Source organism: Pseudoteredinibacter isoporae, from assembly GCF_011602085.1.
Taxonomy (GTDB): domain Bacteria; phylum Pseudomonadota; class Gammaproteobacteria; order Pseudomonadales; family Cellvibrionaceae; genus Pseudoteredinibacter; species Pseudoteredinibacter isoporae.
The window spans coordinates 46,442-62,418 of record NZ_JAAONY010000005.1 but is presented as its reverse complement, the minus strand read 5'-3'; the positions used below and the strand labels follow the sequence as shown (position 1 = coordinate 62,418).

19 protein-coding genes are annotated in these 15,977 nt (G+C 50.5%); 4 read left to right on the top strand and 15 right to left on the bottom strand.

The genetic code is table 11. From position 1 onward, the window contains the following. The first annotated feature begins 98 nt into the window (after window positions 1–98). The 3 genes from dxs to G8768_RS20270 all read left to right on the top strand — a co-directional run bounded on the left by dxs (window position 99) and on the right by G8768_RS20270 (window position 3,861). The gene (gene dxs, locus G8768_RS20280) at window positions 99–2,051 is read left to right on the top strand and encodes a 1-deoxy-D-xylulose-5-phosphate synthase (RefSeq protein WP_166843521.1); all 1,953 of its coding nucleotides are present in this window, start codon (window positions 99–101) and stop codon (window positions 2,049–2,051) included. Window positions 2,052–2,119: 68 nt separating this feature from the next. Then, window positions 2,120–2,956: a hypothetical protein gene (locus G8768_RS20275; protein WP_166843520.1), complete on the top strand. Its 837-nt coding sequence runs from the start codon at window positions 2,120–2,122 to the stop codon at window positions 2,954–2,956. After that, a complete protein-coding gene (locus tag G8768_RS20270) occupies window positions 2,953–3,861 on the top strand; it encodes an ABC transporter ATP-binding protein (protein ID WP_166843519.1) in 909 nt (302 codons plus the stop codon). Before G8768_RS20275 ends, G8768_RS20270 begins: the two co-directional genes overlap by 4 nt. A 78-nt stretch (window positions 3,862–3,939) precedes the next feature. Here the strand turns inward: G8768_RS20270 and G8768_RS20265 are convergent, their stop codons facing one another. Next, a complete protein-coding gene (locus G8768_RS20265) occupies window positions 3,940–4,491 on the bottom strand; it encodes a winged helix DNA-binding protein (RefSeq protein WP_166843518.1) in 552 nt (183 codons plus the stop codon). A 146-nt stretch (window positions 4,492–4,637) separates the two neighbouring features. After that, window positions 4,638–5,750: an LLM class flavin-dependent oxidoreductase gene (locus G8768_RS20260; RefSeq protein ID WP_166843517.1), complete on the bottom strand. Its 1,113-nt coding sequence runs from the start codon at window positions 5,748–5,750 to the stop codon at window positions 4,638–4,640. Window positions 5,751–6,165: 415 nt separating this feature from the next. On the opposite strand from G8768_RS20260, the gene G8768_RS20255 reads away from it, so the two are divergent. Then, a complete protein-coding gene (locus tag G8768_RS20255; RefSeq protein WP_166843516.1) occupies window positions 6,166–7,416 on the top strand; it encodes a DUF819 family protein in 1,251 nt (416 codons plus the stop codon). Window positions 7,417–7,480: 64 nt separating this feature from the next. Here G8768_RS20255 and G8768_RS20250 read toward each other — a convergent pair whose 3' ends face one another. From G8768_RS20250 to rplF, 13 genes are all read right to left on the bottom strand, one after another. Continuing rightward, window positions 7,481–9,106, bottom strand: coding sequence for a methyl-accepting chemotaxis protein (locus tag G8768_RS20250; protein ID WP_166843515.1), 1,626 nt, complete (start codon window positions 9,104–9,106; stop codon window positions 7,481–7,483). 195 nt (window positions 9,107–9,301) lie between these two features. Further along, window positions 9,302–9,688 (bottom strand): 50S ribosomal protein L17, encoded by a 387-nt coding sequence (gene rplQ, locus G8768_RS20245; protein ID WP_166843514.1) that lies wholly within the window; start codon window positions 9,686–9,688, stop codon window positions 9,302–9,304. Between the two features lie 108 nt (window positions 9,689–9,796). Further along, window positions 9,797–10,786 carry a DNA-directed RNA polymerase subunit alpha gene (locus G8768_RS20240; protein ID WP_166843513.1) on the bottom strand — a complete coding sequence of 330 codons (990 nt, stop codon included), beginning with the start codon at window positions 10,784–10,786 and terminating at the stop codon, window positions 9,797–9,799. 22 nt (window positions 10,787–10,808) lie between these two features. After that, window positions 10,809–11,429 (bottom strand): 30S ribosomal protein S4, encoded by a 621-nt coding sequence (rpsD, locus tag G8768_RS20235; RefSeq protein WP_166843512.1) that lies wholly within the window; start codon window positions 11,427–11,429, stop codon window positions 10,809–10,811. A gap of 15 nt (window positions 11,430–11,444) precedes the next feature. Continuing rightward, window positions 11,445–11,834: a 30S ribosomal protein S11 gene (rpsK, locus tag G8768_RS20230; RefSeq protein WP_166843511.1), complete on the bottom strand. Its 390-nt coding sequence runs from the start codon at window positions 11,832–11,834 to the stop codon at window positions 11,445–11,447. Between the two features lie 17 nt (window positions 11,835–11,851). Beyond that, window positions 11,852–12,208, bottom strand: coding sequence for a 30S ribosomal protein S13 (gene rpsM / locus G8768_RS20225; RefSeq protein WP_166843510.1), 357 nt, complete (start codon window positions 12,206–12,208; stop codon window positions 11,852–11,854). Between the two features lie 175 nt (window positions 12,209–12,383). Beyond that, window positions 12,384–12,500: a 50S ribosomal protein L36 gene (gene rpmJ, locus G8768_RS20220; RefSeq protein WP_166843509.1), complete on the bottom strand. Its 117-nt coding sequence runs from the start codon at window positions 12,498–12,500 to the stop codon at window positions 12,384–12,386. Between the two features lie 33 nt (window positions 12,501–12,533). Beyond that, on the bottom strand, window positions 12,534–13,856 hold the full coding sequence (gene secY / locus G8768_RS20215; RefSeq protein WP_166843508.1) for a preprotein translocase subunit SecY: 1,323 nt from the start codon (window positions 13,854–13,856) through the stop codon (window positions 12,534–12,536). Between the two features lie 33 nt (window positions 13,857–13,889). Further along, window positions 13,890–14,324, bottom strand: coding sequence for a 50S ribosomal protein L15 (gene rplO, locus G8768_RS20210; protein WP_166843507.1), 435 nt, complete (start codon window positions 14,322–14,324; stop codon window positions 13,890–13,892). A gap of 4 nt (window positions 14,325–14,328) precedes the next feature. Further along, on the bottom strand, window positions 14,329–14,514 hold the full coding sequence (rpmD, locus tag G8768_RS20205; RefSeq protein ID WP_166843506.1) for a 50S ribosomal protein L30: 186 nt from the start codon (window positions 14,512–14,514) through the stop codon (window positions 14,329–14,331). 37 nt (window positions 14,515–14,551) lie between these two features. After that, entirely contained in the window at window positions 14,552–15,061 is a 510-nt protein-coding gene (gene rpsE / locus G8768_RS20200; RefSeq protein WP_166843505.1) for a 30S ribosomal protein S5, read from the bottom strand. Window positions 15,062–15,071: 10 nt separating this feature from the next. Then, window positions 15,072–15,422, bottom strand: coding sequence for a 50S ribosomal protein L18 (gene rplR, locus G8768_RS20195; protein WP_166843504.1), 351 nt, complete (start codon window positions 15,420–15,422; stop codon window positions 15,072–15,074). 10 nt (window positions 15,423–15,432) lie between these two features. Beyond that, a complete protein-coding gene (rplF, locus tag G8768_RS20190) occupies window positions 15,433–15,966 on the bottom strand; it encodes a 50S ribosomal protein L6 (protein WP_166843503.1) in 534 nt (177 codons plus the stop codon). Between the last annotated feature and the right edge of the window lie 11 nt (window positions 15,967–15,977).

The following is a 15,977-nucleotide window of genomic DNA, read 5'->3' as shown; positions in this document are numbered from 1 at the left end:
ATGGGCGATCCTCCGCGCCAGCTCAAATAAGGCTTGGCCGTGACAACCCTGATAGCTTGACGATGTGGTTGCCCAGCAACCTAGAGACCCTGTACTGAATGTTTAAAGAAATCCCCCTAGAGCGGCCTTCAACGCCCTTATTGGACAGCGTTGATTCGCCAGAACAATTGCGCCAGCTCGATGAAGATCAGCTGCCGGAACTGGCCCTGCAATTGCGCGAGTTTCTTTTGTACAGCGTCGGTAAAACCGGCGGGCATTTTGGTGCGGGGCTGGGTGTTGTCGAACTGACCATCGCCCTGCACTACATCTACAACACGCCCGACGATCGCCTGGTGTGGGATGTGGGCCACCAGACTTATCCCCATAAGATTCTCACCGGTCGTCGCGAAGAGATGGCGAGCATTCGTCAGCTGGGTGGTTTGGCCGGTTTCCCGAAACGGGAAGAAAGCGAATTCGATACCTTTGGCGTGGGCCACTCCAGTACATCCATCAGCGCCGCTCTCGGTATGGCTCTGGGTGCAGAACAGGAAGCCCTCCAGAACGATCAGGATCCGGAACAACGTCGCAAAGCGGTAGCGATTATCGGCGACGGCGCGATGACGGCCGGCATGGCCTTCGAAGCACTGAACCACGCCGCACACACCGAAACCGATATGCTGGTGGTACTGAACGATAACAATATGTCGATCAGTAAAAACGTCGGCGGCCTCGCAACCTATTTCTCAAGAATCTGGGCCAGCAAAACCTACAACCAAATGCGCGCCGGCAGCAAAAAAGTGTTGAGCGCCATTCCCCAGGCCTGGGAGTTTGCCCGCCGCACCGAAGAACATATGAAAGGCATGGTGTCACCGGGCACCTTGTTTGAAGAGCTGGGTTTTAATTACATTGGCCCGATTGATGGTCACGATCTGCCGCGCCTGGTTCACGATTTGCGTAATCTGCGCGAAATAGAAGGCCCTAAGCTTCTCCATATCGTTACCCAAAAAGGTAAAGGTTTTAGCCCTGCCGAAGAAGACCCCGTGGGTTATCACGCGCTGAATAAAATTGAAGCGCCCAGCACTGCGCCGGTAAGCGCAACACCCAAAGCGCCCAAGTATCAGGACGTGTTCGGCGCCTGGCTCTGCGACCAAGCCGCCGAAGATGAACGCCTGATCGGTATTACGCCAGCTATGTGCGAAGGCTCGGGCATGGTGAAATTTTCACAGGAATACAGCGAGCGTTTTCACGACGTCGCCATTGCCGAACAACATGCGGTCACTCTGGCGGCCGGTATTGCCTGTGAAGGCCAAAAGCCGGTTGTTGCCATCTACTCCACTTTTTTACAGCGCGCTTACGATCAATTAATTCACGACGTGGCCTTGCAAAATCTGGACGTAACCTTCGCCATCGACCGCGCCGGTCTGGTGGGCGAAGATGGTCCGACTCACGCGGGCAGTTTTGATTTAACGTTTATGCGCTGCATTCCCAACCTGGTGATTGCCGCACCGTCGGATGAAAACGAATGTCGCAAATTGCTGAGCAGTGCCTATCAATATGAAGGCCCTTCGGCGGTTCGTTATCCTCGCGGTGCAGGTATTGGCGTAGCCATTGAACAAGACCTCGGTACAGTGACCATTGGCAAAGGCGTTCAGATCAGTCGCAGTAAAAACAACAGCATTGCGATTCTGAACTTTGGTACCCGCTTGCAGGCGGTGAAAGAAGCCGCTCTCGAACTGGATGCCAGCATTTGTGATATGCGCTGGGTAAAACCCATTGATGAAGAACTGGTATTAAAAATGGCCGAGCAGCATGAGATGCTGGTCACCGTTGAAGAAAATGCCATAGCCGGTGGTGCCGGCAGCGCAGTTACCGAATTCTTGAACAGCAAAGGTTTGAATATTCCTGTGCTGCAACTCGGTCTGGATGACCGCTATGTGGAGCACGGCAAGCCGCAACAGTTGTTGCAGGTTGAACAATTGGACGCCGACGGCATTCGTCAATCCATTGAGCAACGCTGGGCTGAACTGAACCACAAAGAACAACACGATAATAAGCCCCGCAATCTGGCCTGAGTCATAACTAAAAGACGGCTGAAACAACCAAACCAAGCGGGCAATAAAACAAACAACAAGGAACTGTGTTGAATACGCTACACGCCCCTCCAAGTTTTTTGCGTGCCTGTTTTCTGCATGCCAGCTATGAACTCAAACGACGCTTCAGCAGTTTAAAGTGGCTGCTGTTTGGTGGCAGTTTTGTACTGGCCTGGGGATTGGTACTGCGCTATGTCATTCTCGCCAGCACACGCCTTATCGAAGAAGGGGAAGAAAACGGTCTTAGCCAACTGATATTGCATCGACTTGAACTGTTGCAGCGTTTTGACTGGCCGAGCTATGAGCTAGCCATTTGCTGGTACATTCTTGAACTTTTTCTTGCACCTTTGGTTATGTTGCTTAGCGCGGACATGTTAATTCAGGACCGTGAGGCGAGACGCTTACGCTTTTGGCAAGCCCGCAGTCATCGATTAAGCATTGTGCTTGGGCGTTGCCTGGCGAAAGCCGCGATTCTTGCCAGCCTTGTGGGCATTGCCGTTTTCAGCACTCTGGCACTCACCCTCTTCAGACAATCCGGCACTGTAGAAGCCAGTCTGGGAGCCGCGATCGTGATGTGCCTGCTACTGTTTTGTCTGGGACTGCCCTACATCGCCTTGATGTTGTTGAGCGGTCTTTTTTGTTCGAGCGCTATACGCTCGTTGCTCTGCGCTTTTATTGGCTTGCTGCTGGCCGGCTGGGCTTTGTCTTTTCTCAGCAATTTTTTAAGTCCCCTGGGCCTGCTTGATTATTTACTGCCGGGCACTCACAGCCCGGTTCTGGACCAATGCTCAGCCAGTGAATGCCTGCCAGCCATTGGGCTGCCCCTGATTCAAACCACTTGGGTGTTGCTGCTTGCTCTGTGGTTTTGGCGGAGGCAGGACATATGAGTCTATTAGAGTGCAAAAATCTCAGTAAACGTTTTGGACAGTTTGAAGCCCTTAAGCCAACAAATTTGACGCTGGAAAAAGGCAGCCCAATCGCATTAATTGGGCCCAACGGCGCAGGCAAAACGACCTTTTTCAGCTTGCTTTGCAATTACATTCAGGCCAGCAGCGGCGAGATTCGCATTCTGGGCGAACCGATTGATAGCCGGAGCATTCAGGGGCGTCTTGGCAGCCTTCCCCAAGATGCTCAACTCGACAGAGAACTGAATATTGTGCAGCAGTTGAGCTTTTTGGCCCGCCTGCAAGGATTCAGCAAAGCCGCTGCAACACAGGAAGCCGAACGTGTTTTAACACTGGTTGATCTGGGCGATTCACTGACGAAAAAGCCCCAGGAACTCAGCCACGGAATGAACAAACGTGTGCTGTTTGCCCAGGCCTTGATTGGGAATCCAGAACTGGTGCTGCTGGACGAACCCACGGCTGGTGTCGACCCTAATAATGCACGCATGATTCGCAACATCATTGAGCAGCAGTCCCAACAGCAAACCTTTATCATCAGCTCTCACAATATCGCGGAGCTGGAAAAGCTTTGCCAGCGTGTCTTGTATATCGAACAAGGGATTTTGCGAGAACATCAGAGTCAGGAACAAAGCACTGGAAACCGCGCGATCATTGAACTGGAACTTTGCAGTGATCAAGCTCAACTCGTACAGGACCAGCTGCATAAGCTGGCAGCTTTCCAATCGGCCAGCAGCCGAAATCCGCGCCAGCTCAGTATTCGTTACGACGCTTTTGAAAACACCTTCGACCAAAAGCTGCTTGCTCTATTGGCCCAGCAAGGCATCGAGTATCAACAGTTGAAGAAAGGCTTGAGCCTGGAAGAACAGCTGTTCGCTGAAAAAAATTAGAACGTACTGGAATCGCAATGTAACGATGAAACACATCATCATCGTTACACCACAACTTAAGTCTGAGAAAAATGGCCGTTAGCTGCCCTTGTGGGAAGCGGCAACACAAGCGGCTTGATCATACATACCGACCATTAAATTCAATGCCTGGGTAGCGCCATTGAGTTTGCTTTCAAAACCGGCAATGGAATTGGTCAGACTCAACAACAATTCCTGTCGGTAACGCGCATAGCGGTCAGTAACCTCCATCCCCTGCTCGGTCACTTGATAGGTAACGCCTTTCTTGCTGTCGCCTTTCGCTTTTTCAATCAAACCAGCCTTACTCATTTTGCGCAGGCTGTATTGTAAATTGGAAAGGTCATCGCGATTCAGCAGGCGGGCCAGGTCAGAAATACTTTTGGGGCGATCATGCATGCGAATCATGTGCAGCAGGGCATTATCAGTGCCACTGAAATTACCTTCTACACAACAGGCAAGGCAATCCGATTGCCAGCGCTCAAATGCCTCGGAGATCCGAAAGAGTGCAAACTCCAACTCCGTCAGAGAGACCTCGTGAGCATCCGTAGCCAGGTGCCATTTTTTATCTAATATCTCGTTACTGGCTCGATTTATTTCATTGTTATTATTCATTAGCATCCTTAGTGTAAATACCACCGCCCTAGAATAACCAAAAAGCACAACAGAGGCACCTTCTGTTGTGCTTTTTTGCACATCGTTCGACCTTTTAGGCCCAGCCCTCCTCCGGAGAGCTGTTGGCATTATTGATCATTATGCAACTAACCGTCGGTATTCACGGGCATGCGAATGCCTTTGCGTTCCAGGCGAGGTACAACTTCCTGAATAAAGTAAGGCATCTCTTTCACGTAATCGACAAAGCCCAGTACGCTGCCACCAAAGCCGGCATTGTGAAGCGCTTCCAGACCGTCGGCAACGGTATCGGGATCACCCACCAAAGGGAAGCCCCCATGACCGGTTGCCATGGCCTGCTTCATTTGCAAAATCTGATCTTTCGGGAAGGACTCTGCGTTTTCAAACATAATGCGAGTGATATTGTCGACCGCCCCCCAATCGGCATTTTCTTCCGCGTAGTAGCGGTGGTATTCCTCGGCTTCTTTCTTTGTCGGACGACATACCGAGAACGACAAGGTGAGCACACCCACATCGCGCCCTACTTTGGTGCCTGCGGCTTTGATGTTTTTGATATCTTCCGCTGTTTTTTCCAGATCCATCGCTGGAGTAAAGAGAAAGTCCGCATTGTTGACCGCGAATTCACGCCCCTGGGAGGAACCGGCGGCATTAAAGATCGGCACATTATTTTGAACCGGGTGCGGCAGTGAATAGGTTTGCTTAAGCTTGTGCCACTCACCGTGATAATCGAAGGCGTCATTTTCACGCCACAGACGCTTCACAATATCAAACCATTCCTGGCCATAGGCATAGCGGGTTTCATGATCGTCCGGCAGCTCCTGCCCTAACGCTTCATACTCGGGGCGATTCCAACCACAAACCACGTTCAAACCTGCACGGCCACCGCTGACGTGATCCATAGTCGCGATTTGCTTAGCCAGGACCACGGGATGGTTACAAGATGTGTGAATGGTGGAAAAGACGTGGATATTCTTGGTATGTGCCAGCAAAGCCGTCGCCCAGGTGACGGTCTCAAGGACATTACCGTGGAAGTTGGTATCGCCACCATAGCCAATCCAGCGTGCGATGGGCAGCAGGAAGTCAAAACCCGCTTCATCGGCCATTTTGGCCATTTGCAGATTGTTTTCCCAGCTGTTGTCCCAACGCTCAGGTACCTTGGTTACCGCCAGGCCGCCGGAACAGTTGGCCGAGAAGGTGCCCAACTTAAAGTGGTCGCGATGGAAGTAGTGGTTTGCGCTCATGATTCACCTCTTTATTTTTATCTTGTTTCAATTTAAGGTTAATTTAACCTTTAAATTTAAACCTTACAAGTAAATCAATAATTTTGTACGGGGTTTATTTATTTACCGGATTTGCCCCTTTATTTTTCAAGCCTCTTGTTGAAAGTAAATACAAACTTACTTGGAGCAAATGGTGTTTGAACAGCTGAATTCTTAGCGAAAAAACGCTGCTCTTGCCCTCTAAACGGCCTTAATCGTCATTGAAAACGACCACTCGCCGTCTTCCAAACATGAAGCAGCAAGACCCAATCTCGGAGGTTTATGGCCAACACTTCGTTTATAAGCGAAAGGAATCGCAAGAGGTGCACTCCGCCCTATTCGTTGGAGGCCCCCATAAACCACAACAAAGCGGTTCTGTACTAAGCGAGGAATGATTATGAATTCGAGTGGACCACTGATTACGAACGATGCCGTCGCCTTCGGCTTGCTGGCGCTGTTGTTAGGCCTGATTATGCACACCGCCTACAATGCCGGACCGAAGTGGAAACGCTTTTACAGCATCGTACCAATGGTTCTGGTCTGCTACCTGCTGCCTTCTTTGCTGAACACCTTTGGTATTATTTCTTCGGAAGGGTCCAATTTATGGACCATCGCGAAAAATTATTTCCTTCCCGCCAGTCTCGTTCTGATGACCCTGAGCATCGATTTGAAAGCCATCATGAGATTGGGTGACAAGGCCGTCATTATGTTTGTCACGGGCACCGTAGGCATTGTGATTGGTGGTCCGCTGGCCATTCTAATTATGTCTTTCTTCAGCCCTGAGACCGTTGGTGGCGCCGGGCCTGAAGCGGTTTGGCGAGGCCTGGCAACACTGGCCGGCAGCTGGATCGGAGGCGGAGCCAACCAGGCCGCGATGCTGGAACTCTATGAGTACAACCCGGCCAACTACTCCGCTATGGTCACGGTTGATATTGTCGTTGCCAATTTATGGATGGCTTGCCTGTTATACGGCGCCGCAAACAGCAGCAAAATTGATCGCTGGCTAAAGGCTGATACCACTGCCATTGAAGATGTGAAAAAACGTCTTGAAGAATATCATGGCCGAGAAAAGCTGGAACTGGATATGCCCCGCCTCACGGCGATTTTCGCAATTGCCTTCGGTACCGTCGGTCTGTGCCATTTCCTGGGCGATATTCTGTCTCCAATGTTTAAGGCCATTCCCGCTACCTCGGAAAGCATTTTAGCCAGCCACTTCTTCTGGGTCGTGATTATTTCAACCACTACCGGATTACTGCTGAGTTTCACCCGAGTGAGCAAGCTGGAAGGTGCCGGCGCATCGAAGTTTGGCAGCCTGTTTATTTACCTTCTTGTGGTCATCATCGGCACCAAAATGGACATCATGAAAGTGGTTGAACAACCGGGTTTGATTCTCGTCGGTATTATCTGGATGTGCATCCACGTTGGCTTGCTGGTCACTATGGCGCGAATGATTCGGGCTCCGTTTTTCTTTTTAGCCGTGGGCAGTAAGGCCAATGTTGGCGGGGCGGCATCGGCCCCAATTATTGCAGCAGCCTTTCACCCCTCCCTTGCACCGGTTGGGGTTTTGCTTGCGGTATTGGGTTATGCACTCGGCACCTATGCGGCAATGCTCTGTGCCTGGTTAATGCAAATCGCCTCGCCGGTTTGAATCGACTACCAGACTCTATAAAAAAAGCCCGCGATTCGCGGGCTTTTTTTATAGGAACGAAAACTCAGTGCGTCGAGTGCTGGTAAGCGCGAAGCTGCTCACTCAAACCCGTCGCGATCTCCGAAACCGCCTCGCTTGCTGTCGAAGAATCCTCAGATAATTTTGCCGTCTGCTGGCTCAGCTCTGATAGTTTTTCAGCTTGCCCGCTCAGAGATTTCGACAGATCAATCTGCTGCTTCGAGTGCTGAGAAATGTCCTGACTTTGACCTCGAATCAGACGGATGCCTTGGAGAATCTCATCAATAATTTCACCCGTCGAGCGGGCCTGCTCAACACTTTGGGAGGCCGCTTCCACGCTGTCGCCCAATGACATAGACACTTCTTCGCTGCTTTTTTGAATCGCTTCCACCATCGCCTGGATTTCGTTGGTAGAACTGGCGGTGCGCTGGGCCAGCTGGCGAACCTCATCGGCCACAACCGCAAAGCCACGCCCCTGGTCTCCTGCTCTAGCGGCTTCAATGGCCGCATTTAACGCCAGTAAATTAGTTTGTTCAGCGATTTCACTGATCACCGAGAGCACACCGCCAATCGCCTCACTGCCGGCGGAAAGTTTGCTCATATCTGTAGAAGAACGCTGGACATGTTCTGCCAGTTCGTTGATGACGAGGATGGTTTTTTGCAAACGTTCAGCGCCCACCTCGGCAGCCTCCGCAGCGGCCTGGGTTTCCTTATGGCTGGATTCTGCCGTTCGCAAAACATCTTGCCCGGCTTCATAAACGCAGCCCACCGCCGTATTTACGTCCTGCAACTCGCCGTTTTGCAGCTCAACCTGGCGATCAACTTCTTTGGCGCCCCCCACTAAGGCCTTTGCTGAATCCTGGAGCGTGATAGCGACTGGCCGCAATGAGGCCAATAAATCATCCAGCACCGAAACCATTCGATTCACGTCATTGCCCAATTGCCCCAACTCACAATCGGAATGTACGGAAACCCGGCGGGAAAAATTCATCTCTTCGATAATTTCGGATACGGAAGCGCGCATGCTTGCCAAAGGGCGCAGAATACTCCGGCTCAACCACAAACTGAGAGCCAGCTGCAAAACGATCAACAAGCCCAACAAGATCAGGATGTGCTGCGTGGTCGACGCCAGCCGCTCATCTGCAGCCGCCTGCTCGGCTTGCGCCAATTCGGTTTGCTGGGCAATTAATCGATCGAGAGCGGTATACAGAGGTTTAAGGCCGGCGTACATTTTTATGTCGACGAACTGGCCCAGTTCGTAGCTCGACTTCTCTTCCACCTTTTGCTCAAGTTCTTCGATGGTGGCAAACGATGTCTCAATGTCGGGCTTCAGCGCCTCGAGCAGGCTTTTTTCAGCCTCGCTCAAGGGACGGCTTTCATAACGTTGCCAGATTTCATGGATACGCTTGTCCGCTTCTAAAACAATATCCTCGGCTTCTTGCCAGAAAATCATCTGCGCCCTCAGCTGGTGCGCCGTATCGCTGATGTCATGACTGTAAAGGCGCGAGAGGTGCTCCAGCATCCACACCGGCTCGAGGCGCTGCTTGCTGAGGTTTTGCGCGAAAGAGACTTCAGAACGAATTTTGGACCAAGCCATAAGCGACATAATGACACAGACGCTTATCGACATGGCCACGAGTATTCCCAGCCTGTGGCTGATACGCAAAGTCATAGCTACCTCCCTGTTGATTGCTGGCATTCAAACTCAGCTTTCGGCGCTACTCGGGAATAATAAACACTGTCACAAAAATTTAATGTGGGCAGCCTGATTTCGCTAGATTGAGTTCATAAAGAGAGCAGACAAGATGGGTTTCCTGCAGGCATAAAAAAACCGGCCATTGGCCGGTTTTTCAGTAGATGCTTACGCTTACTCTTCTTCAGCAGCCGCTTCTACCTGTGGGCGATCTACCAACTCAACATAGGCCATTGGGGCCTTGTCGCCGGCACGAAAGCCACACTTCAAGATGCGCAGGTAACCACCTGGACGGTCCTGATAACGAGGACCTAATACAGAAAACAGTTTACCTACAGCTTCTTTGTTACGCAGACGGTCGAAAGCTAAACGACGGTTAGCTACGCTGTCTTCCTTGGCCAAAGTGATCAGGGGTTCTGCATGACGACGCAGTTCCTTAGCTTTTGGCAAGGTTGTTTTAATCAACTCGTGCTCAACCAGTGAGGAAACCATGTTCTTGAACATAGCCTTACGGTGTGAGCTGTTGCGATTCAGTTGACGGCCACTATGACGATGACGCATGACTCTAAATCCTTCATTTGGGCTCTCGATTCACATCGAGAGCGCTATTTACGTTGGCATTAGCTTGGCTAATGCCAAACCGATATTACATTAAGCGTTGAATCTGGCTTAGTCGTCAGCACGCAGGCTGGCGGGTGGCCAATTCTCCAAGCGCATACCCAGTGACAAACCGCGAGAAGCCAGGATGTCTTTAATTTCGGTAAGCGACTTTTTACCCAGGTTCGGCGTCTTCAACAGCTCTACTTCAGTGCGCTGAATCAGGTCACCGATGTAGTAGATGTTCTCAGCCTTCAAGCAGTTGGCGGAGCGAACGGTCAGTTCCAGGTCGTCCACAGGACGCAACAGAACCGGATCGATCTCTTCTTCTTTCTGCTCTGGCTCAGCTTCTTTCTCGCCTTCCAGGTCGACAAATACGGCTAACTGCTGCTGCAGAATAGTAGCTGCACGACGAATCGCCTCTTCTGGGTCGATAGTACCGTTGGTTTCCAGATCCAGAACCAGCTTGTCCAGGTCAGTACGCTGCTCAACACGGGCACTCTCTACAGAGTAAGCCAGACGACGTACCGGGCTGAAAGAAGCATCCAACTGCAGGCGGCCAATAGCGCGAGTTTCCTCGTCATCGCTACGACGTGCATCAGCAGGCTGGTAACCACGACCGCGAGCTACGCTTAACTTCATGCTCAGCTCTACATCACCAGTGATGTTGGCAATGACGTGGTCAGGGTTTTTGATCTCAACTTCGTGATCAACCTGAATATCACCAGCAGTTACTACGCCCGGGCCTTTCTTGCTCAGGGTCAAAACCGCTTGATCTTTACCGTGCATAACCACGGCAACACCTTTAAGGTTCAACAGGATTTCGATAACGTCTTCCTGGATACCTTCAATTGCACTGTACTCGTGCAACACACCGTCGATTTCAACTTCAGTGACAGCACAACCTGGCATTGAAGACAACAAAATGCGACGCAGGGCGTTGCCAAGGGTATGACCGAAGCCACGCTCAAGGGGCTCTAAAACCACTTTGGCGCGAGTTGGGCCGGTGTCGGTAACGTCAATGTGACGCGGGGTCAAAAATTCGTTTACAGCACTCTGCATAGCCATACCTTAGGTTAGTCCGTTACTTGGAGTAAAGTTCAACAATTAGGTTCTCATTGATCTCAGCAGGCAAATCTGCACGATCAGGAACGCGCTTGAAAGTGCCTTCCTTTTTGTCCGAGTTCACGTCAACCCACTCAACTTCAGCACGCTGAGCTGCAATAGCCAGAGAGTTCTGAATACGAAGCTGGTTTTTGGATTTTTCGCGAACGGCAACAACGTCACCTTCATTCACCTGGTAAGAAGCAATGTTCACTACTTGACCGTTAACGGTGATGGACTTGTGAGATACCAACTGACGAGATTCAGCGCGAGTCGCACCGTAACCCATGCGGTATACAACGTTATCCAAACGAGATTCCAACAATTTCAGCAGGTTTTCACCAGTAGCGCCCTTACGACGAGCAGCTTCTTTGTAGTAACCGCGGAATTGCTTTTCCAGTACGCCGTACAAACGACGAACTTTTTGCTTTTCACGCAACTGAACACCGTAATCAGACAAACGACCACGACGTGCACCGTGTACACCAGGTGCAGTTTCAGCTTTACATTTTGAATCTAATGGGCGAGCGCCAGACTTAAGGAACAAATCAGTTCCTTCGCGGCGAGCCAGTTTACAAGTTGGTCCGATATAACGTGCCATCTTCTTTAAGCCCCCTTATACGCGACGTTTCTTAGGAGGACGACAACCATTGTGAGGAATGGGTGTAACGTCCGTAATGTTGGAGATTTTGTATCCAACGTTATTCAAGGCACGAACTGCAGACTCACGGCCTGGTCCTGGACCTTTTACTTCAACGTCTAGGTTCTTCAAACCATAATCCTTTGCAGCTTCACCAGCGCGCTCTGCAGCAACCTGGGCAGCGAAAGGGGTAGACTTACGTGAACCACGGAAACCAGAACCACCTGCGGTAGCCCAGCTCAGGGTATTGCCCTGACGATCAGTGATGGTCACGATAGTGTTGTTAAAAGAGGCGTGGATATGGGCGATGCCATCAACGACCGTCTTTTTTACCTTTTTACGGGTAGTTTTGCTTGGCTTAGCCATAACGATCTTCCTAACCTTTATTTCTTAATAGGCTTACGCGGACCCTTACGGGTGCGAGCATTAGTCTTAGTGCGCTGACCACGAAGTGGCAAGCTGCGACGGTGACGCAAACCACGGTAGCAACCCAAGTCCATCAAACGCTTGATGTTCATGGAAATTTCACGACGCAGGTCACCTTCTACGGTGATTTTACCTACTTCGGCGCGAATCGCGTCCATTTCTGTTTCAGACAATTCGCCGATTTTAGTCGTTTCTGCAATACCGGTAGCAGCAAGAATCTGCTGAGCGGTGGTCTTACCTACACCATAGACATAGGTCAGAGAGATAACGGCGTGTTTGTTATCTGGTATGTTTACACCAGCTATACGAGCCATCTAGATACTCCACATATCATATAAATTGTAGCGCTGACAGCAATTACCAGCTCCCTCAGCACCAAAAGGCGCGAAAGGATACCGATAAAGCCGCACAAATGCAATAGCCCGGAGGTTTCCCCCCGGGCGACAGTCAACGCCCCCAAATCAGAAGGCAGTGATGAACTGCTTTCTGTTAGCCTTGACGCTGCTTGTGACGTGGCTCGGCGCTGCAGATTACTCGAACAACACCATTGCGACGGACCACTTTGCAGTTACGGCACATCTTTTTAACTGAAGCACGAACTTTCATGTTTCAACCTCTTTCCGAGACTTGGCGCCGCCCTTAACGGGAGTTGCCATAGCCTTTTAAGTTAGCCTTCTTCATCAGTGAGTCGTACTGATGAGACATCAAGTGTGATTGCACCTGGGCCATGAAGTCCATGACCACCACTACTACGATCAGTAGTGAAGTACCACCCAGATAGAAAGGCACATTGGCCGCAACTACCAGGAACTGAGGCAACAAACACACCGCGGCAATATAAACAGCACCGACTACGGTCAAACGAGTCAAAACACTGTCGATATATTTTGCGGACTGTTCACCTGGACGAATACCAGGAATGAACGCGCCGGATTTCTTCAAGTTATCTGCAACTTCCTGCGGGTTAAACATCAACGCCGTATAGAAGAAGCAGAAGAAGATGATCATCGCGGTGAACAAAATAAAGTTCAGCGGCTGACCAGGCCCTAACCAAAGGGCAACTTCTTGTAAAACTTCGGCAGCAACACCTTCTGAGCCTTGACCAAACCACTGTGCGACAGAGGCGGGGAACAACAGAATACTACTGGCGAAAATGGCAGGAATTACACCGGCCATATTAATTTTCAGTGGCAGGTGACTGCTTTGAGCACCACGGCCGGGCTGACGCTTGGCATAGTTCACGGTAATACGACGTTGGCCGCGCTCCATGCGAACTACAAACCAAATCAGTGCAATTGCCAAAAAGGTAATTGCCAACAACATCAGGATATTGATATCGCCCTGCTTGGCACCTTCAAAGGACTGACCAATCGCCGCTGGCAAGCCAGCAACAATGCCCGCAAAGATCAGCATGGAAATACCGTTACCGATACCACGCTCTGTCACTTGCTCGCCCAGCCACATCATAAATACTGCACCGGTTACCAAAGAGGTAATCGCTACGATGTAGAAGGCCATTCCACCGCCGCCATAGGCCAGGCCCTGGCTCGCCATACCAACGGTCATACCTGTACCCTGAACCAGAGCCAGCGCTACCGTTAAATAGCGGGTGTATTGACTGATCTTGCGACGTCCTGCATCGCCTTCTTTCTTCAGCTGTTCAAGGCTGGGCGATACTGCAGACATCAGCTGCATAATAATCGAGGCAGAGATATATGGCATGATACCCAATGCCAGGATACTCATACGCTCTAGTGCACCACCAGAGAACATATTAAACAGGCCAAGGATAGTATCCCTGCCCTGATTAAAGAGGTTCGCAACCTGATCAGGGTCGATGCCCGGAACAGGAATATGGGTGCCGATACGATAAACCAGAATCGCTAAAAACAGAAAACGAAGGCGAGCCCAAAGCTCGCCTAGTCCTTTCTGATTCGCTAATGGCATCTTAGCCGTTGCCATCGCTACCTCACTTAGCCGTAAGCGTTAACAAAGTTATTCTTCGACCTTGCCGCCAGCCGCTTCAATCGCAGCCTTGGCACCCTTAGTTACTGCCAGACCTTTCAAGGTCACAGCTTTGGTCAGCTCACCAGACAAGAACACTTTCGCGCGCTTCATGTTTTGCTTAACCAAATCAGCAGCTTTCAGAGCGTCCAGATCGATAACTTCAGCTTCAACGTTGTTCAGCTCAGCCAAACGAACTTCAGCAGTTACGCGACCAATACGAGAAGTAAAACCGTATTTTGGCAGACGCTTTTGCAAAGGCATTTGACCACCCTCGAAACCTGGACGAACACTACCGCCAGAACGAGACTTCAAACCTTTGTGACCGCGACCACCAGTTTTACCCACACCGCTACCGATACCGCGACCAACGCGTTTACGATCTTTAACGCGGCCAGGAGCGGGGCTTAGAGTATTTAAACGCATTGTCTTACTCTCCCTCTACCTTAACCAAATAGTTCACCTTGTTGATCATGCCGCGAACTGAAGGAGTATCTTCAACTTCTACGGAGTGACCAATGCGGCGTAAACCCAAGCCTGCAACACAGGCTTTATGGGACTGCAGGCGTCCATTAGTGGACTTAACCTGAGTAACTTTAACTGTTTTCTTAGCCATGGTTATTTACCAGCTCTTCATTAACTAAGTTAAAAACTTAGTTCAAGATATCTTCAACACTCTTGCCGCGCTTGGCTGCAACAGACTCTGGAGAAGCCATTGCTTTCAAGCCTTCAAAAGTAGCTCGCACAACGTTTACAGGGTTGGTAGAACCATAGCACTTGGCCAATACGTTCTGAACACCGGCAATTTCCAGTACGGCACGCATCGCACCACCAGCAATTACACCAGTACCCTGAGAGGCTGGCTGCATGTATACCTTAGAGGCACCATGACGACCTTTGGTTGGGTATTGAATGGTATCACCATTCAAATCAACCTGGATCATGTTGCGACGTGCAGCTTCCATTGCTTTTTGAATAGCAACAGGCACTTCACGAGCTTTACCACGACCGAAGCCTACTTTACCGTTACCGTCACCAACAACAGTCAGTGCAGTGAAGCCGAAGATACGACCACCTTTTACAGTTTTCGCAACACGGTTAACCTGAACCAGCTTTTCCTGCAGGCCTTCTGTGTTGGCGTCTTCTTTTTTACCGTTAGCCATATCTCAACCTTTAAAATTCTAAGCCAGCTTCACGGGCAGCGTCAGCCAAAGCTTTAACGCGACCGTGGTATTTGAAACCACTACGATCGAAGGCTACTTTTTCAACGCCAGCTGCTTTCGCACGCTCAGCAATCAAAGTACCAACGGCAGCAGCTGATTCAGCGTTACCAGTTTTACCACCACGCAGACTCTTATCCAGAGTAGAGGCGCTGGCCAGAACCTGGCCACCGTCACCGGCGATGATTTGTGCATAAATATGACGTGGAGAACGGTTGACACACAAACGGGTCACACCCAACTCACGAATTTTAGCGCGGGCACGACGTGCGCGGCGCAAACGAGATTGCTTTTTATCGCTCATGACCTATGCCCTACTTTTTCTTAGCTTCTTTACGACGTACATACTCATCGGCGTAACGAACACCTTTACCTTTATAAGGCTCTGGTGGACGGAAGGCGCGAATTTCTGCAGCCGCCTGACCTAGCAATTGCTTGTCAGCGCTTTTCAGAACAATTTCTGTCTGACTTGGGGTCTCAGCTTTTACACCTTCTGGTAAGGTGTAAACAACAGGATGAGAAAAACCCAAAGTCAGGTCTACAGTGTTACCCGCTGCTTTTGCACGATAACCAACACCATTCAGGATTAACTTCTTCTCGAAGCCTTGGCCAGCGCCAATTACCATGTTGTTGATCAGTGCACGGGTAGTGCCCGCTAATGCGCGGGACTGCTTGGCGCTATCGCGACCTGCGAAAGTCAGCTTGTTTTCTTCCAGCTTAACTTCTACAGAACCGTGAATGTTCAGCGCCAAAGTACCGTTGCTGCCTTTAACAGTGATGTCTTGACCTTTCAGGTCGACAGTCACGCCAGCAGGTACTTCAACCGGACTATTTGCAACTCGTGACATTACGATTTCCT

Bases quoted from the DNA above. Each gene is read 5' to 3' on its own strand.
- rpsE (WP_166843505.1), bottom strand. From the start codon at position 15,061: ATGGCTAACGGTAAAAAAGAAGACGCCAACACAGAAGGCCTGCAGGAA.
- rpsM (WP_166843510.1), bottom strand. From the start codon at position 12,208: ATGGCTCGTATAGCTGGTGTAAACATACCAGATAACAAACACGCCGTT.
- rplQ (WP_166843514.1), bottom strand. From the start codon at position 9,688: ATGCGTCATCGTCATAGTGGCCGTCAACTGAATCGCAACAGCTCACAC.
- G8768_RS20240 (WP_166843513.1), bottom strand. From the start codon at position 10,786: ATGCAGAGTGCTGTAAACGAATTTTTGACCCCGCGTCACATTGACGTT.
- G8768_RS20270 (WP_166843519.1), top strand. From the start codon at position 2,953: ATGAGTCTATTAGAGTGCAAAAATCTCAGTAAACGTTTTGGACAGTTT.
- rplO (WP_166843507.1), bottom strand. From the start codon at position 14,324: ATGCGTTTAAATACTCTAAGCCCCGCTCCTGGCCGCGTTAAAGATCGT.
- dxs (WP_166843521.1), top strand. From the start codon at position 99: ATGTTTAAAGAAATCCCCCTAGAGCGGCCTTCAACGCCCTTATTGGAC.
- secY (WP_166843508.1), bottom strand. From the start codon at position 13,856: ATGGCAACGGCTAAGATGCCATTAGCGAATCAGAAAGGACTAGGCGAG.
- G8768_RS20260 (WP_166843517.1), bottom strand. From the start codon at position 5,750: ATGAGCGCAAACCACTACTTCCATCGCGACCACTTTAAGTTGGGCACC.
- rpmD (WP_166843506.1), bottom strand. From the start codon at position 14,514: ATGGCTAAGAAAACAGTTAAAGTTACTCAGGTTAAGTCCACTAATGGA.
- rpsK (WP_166843511.1), bottom strand. From the start codon at position 11,834: ATGGCTAAGCCAAGCAAAACTACCCGTAAAAAGGTAAAAAAGACGGTC.
- G8768_RS20265 (WP_166843518.1), bottom strand. From the start codon at position 4,491: ATGAATAATAACAATGAAATAAATCGAGCCAGTAACGAGATATTAGAT.
- rpmJ (WP_166843509.1), bottom strand. From the start codon at position 12,500: ATGAAAGTTCGTGCTTCAGTTAAAAAGATGTGCCGTAACTGCAAAGTG.
- rpsD (WP_166843512.1), bottom strand. From the start codon at position 11,429: ATGGCACGTTATATCGGACCAACTTGTAAACTGGCTCGCCGCGAAGGA.
- rplR (WP_166843504.1), bottom strand. From the start codon at position 15,422: ATGAGCGATAAAAAGCAATCTCGTTTGCGCCGCGCACGTCGTGCCCGC.
- rplF (WP_166843503.1), bottom strand. From the start codon at position 15,966: ATGTCACGAGTTGCAAATAGTCCGGTTGAAGTACCTGCTGGCGTGACT.
- G8768_RS20255 (WP_166843516.1), top strand. From the start codon at position 6,166: ATGAATTCGAGTGGACCACTGATTACGAACGATGCCGTCGCCTTCGGC.
- G8768_RS20250 (WP_166843515.1), bottom strand. From the start codon at position 9,106: ATGACTTTGCGTATCAGCCACAGGCTGGGAATACTCGTGGCCATGTCG.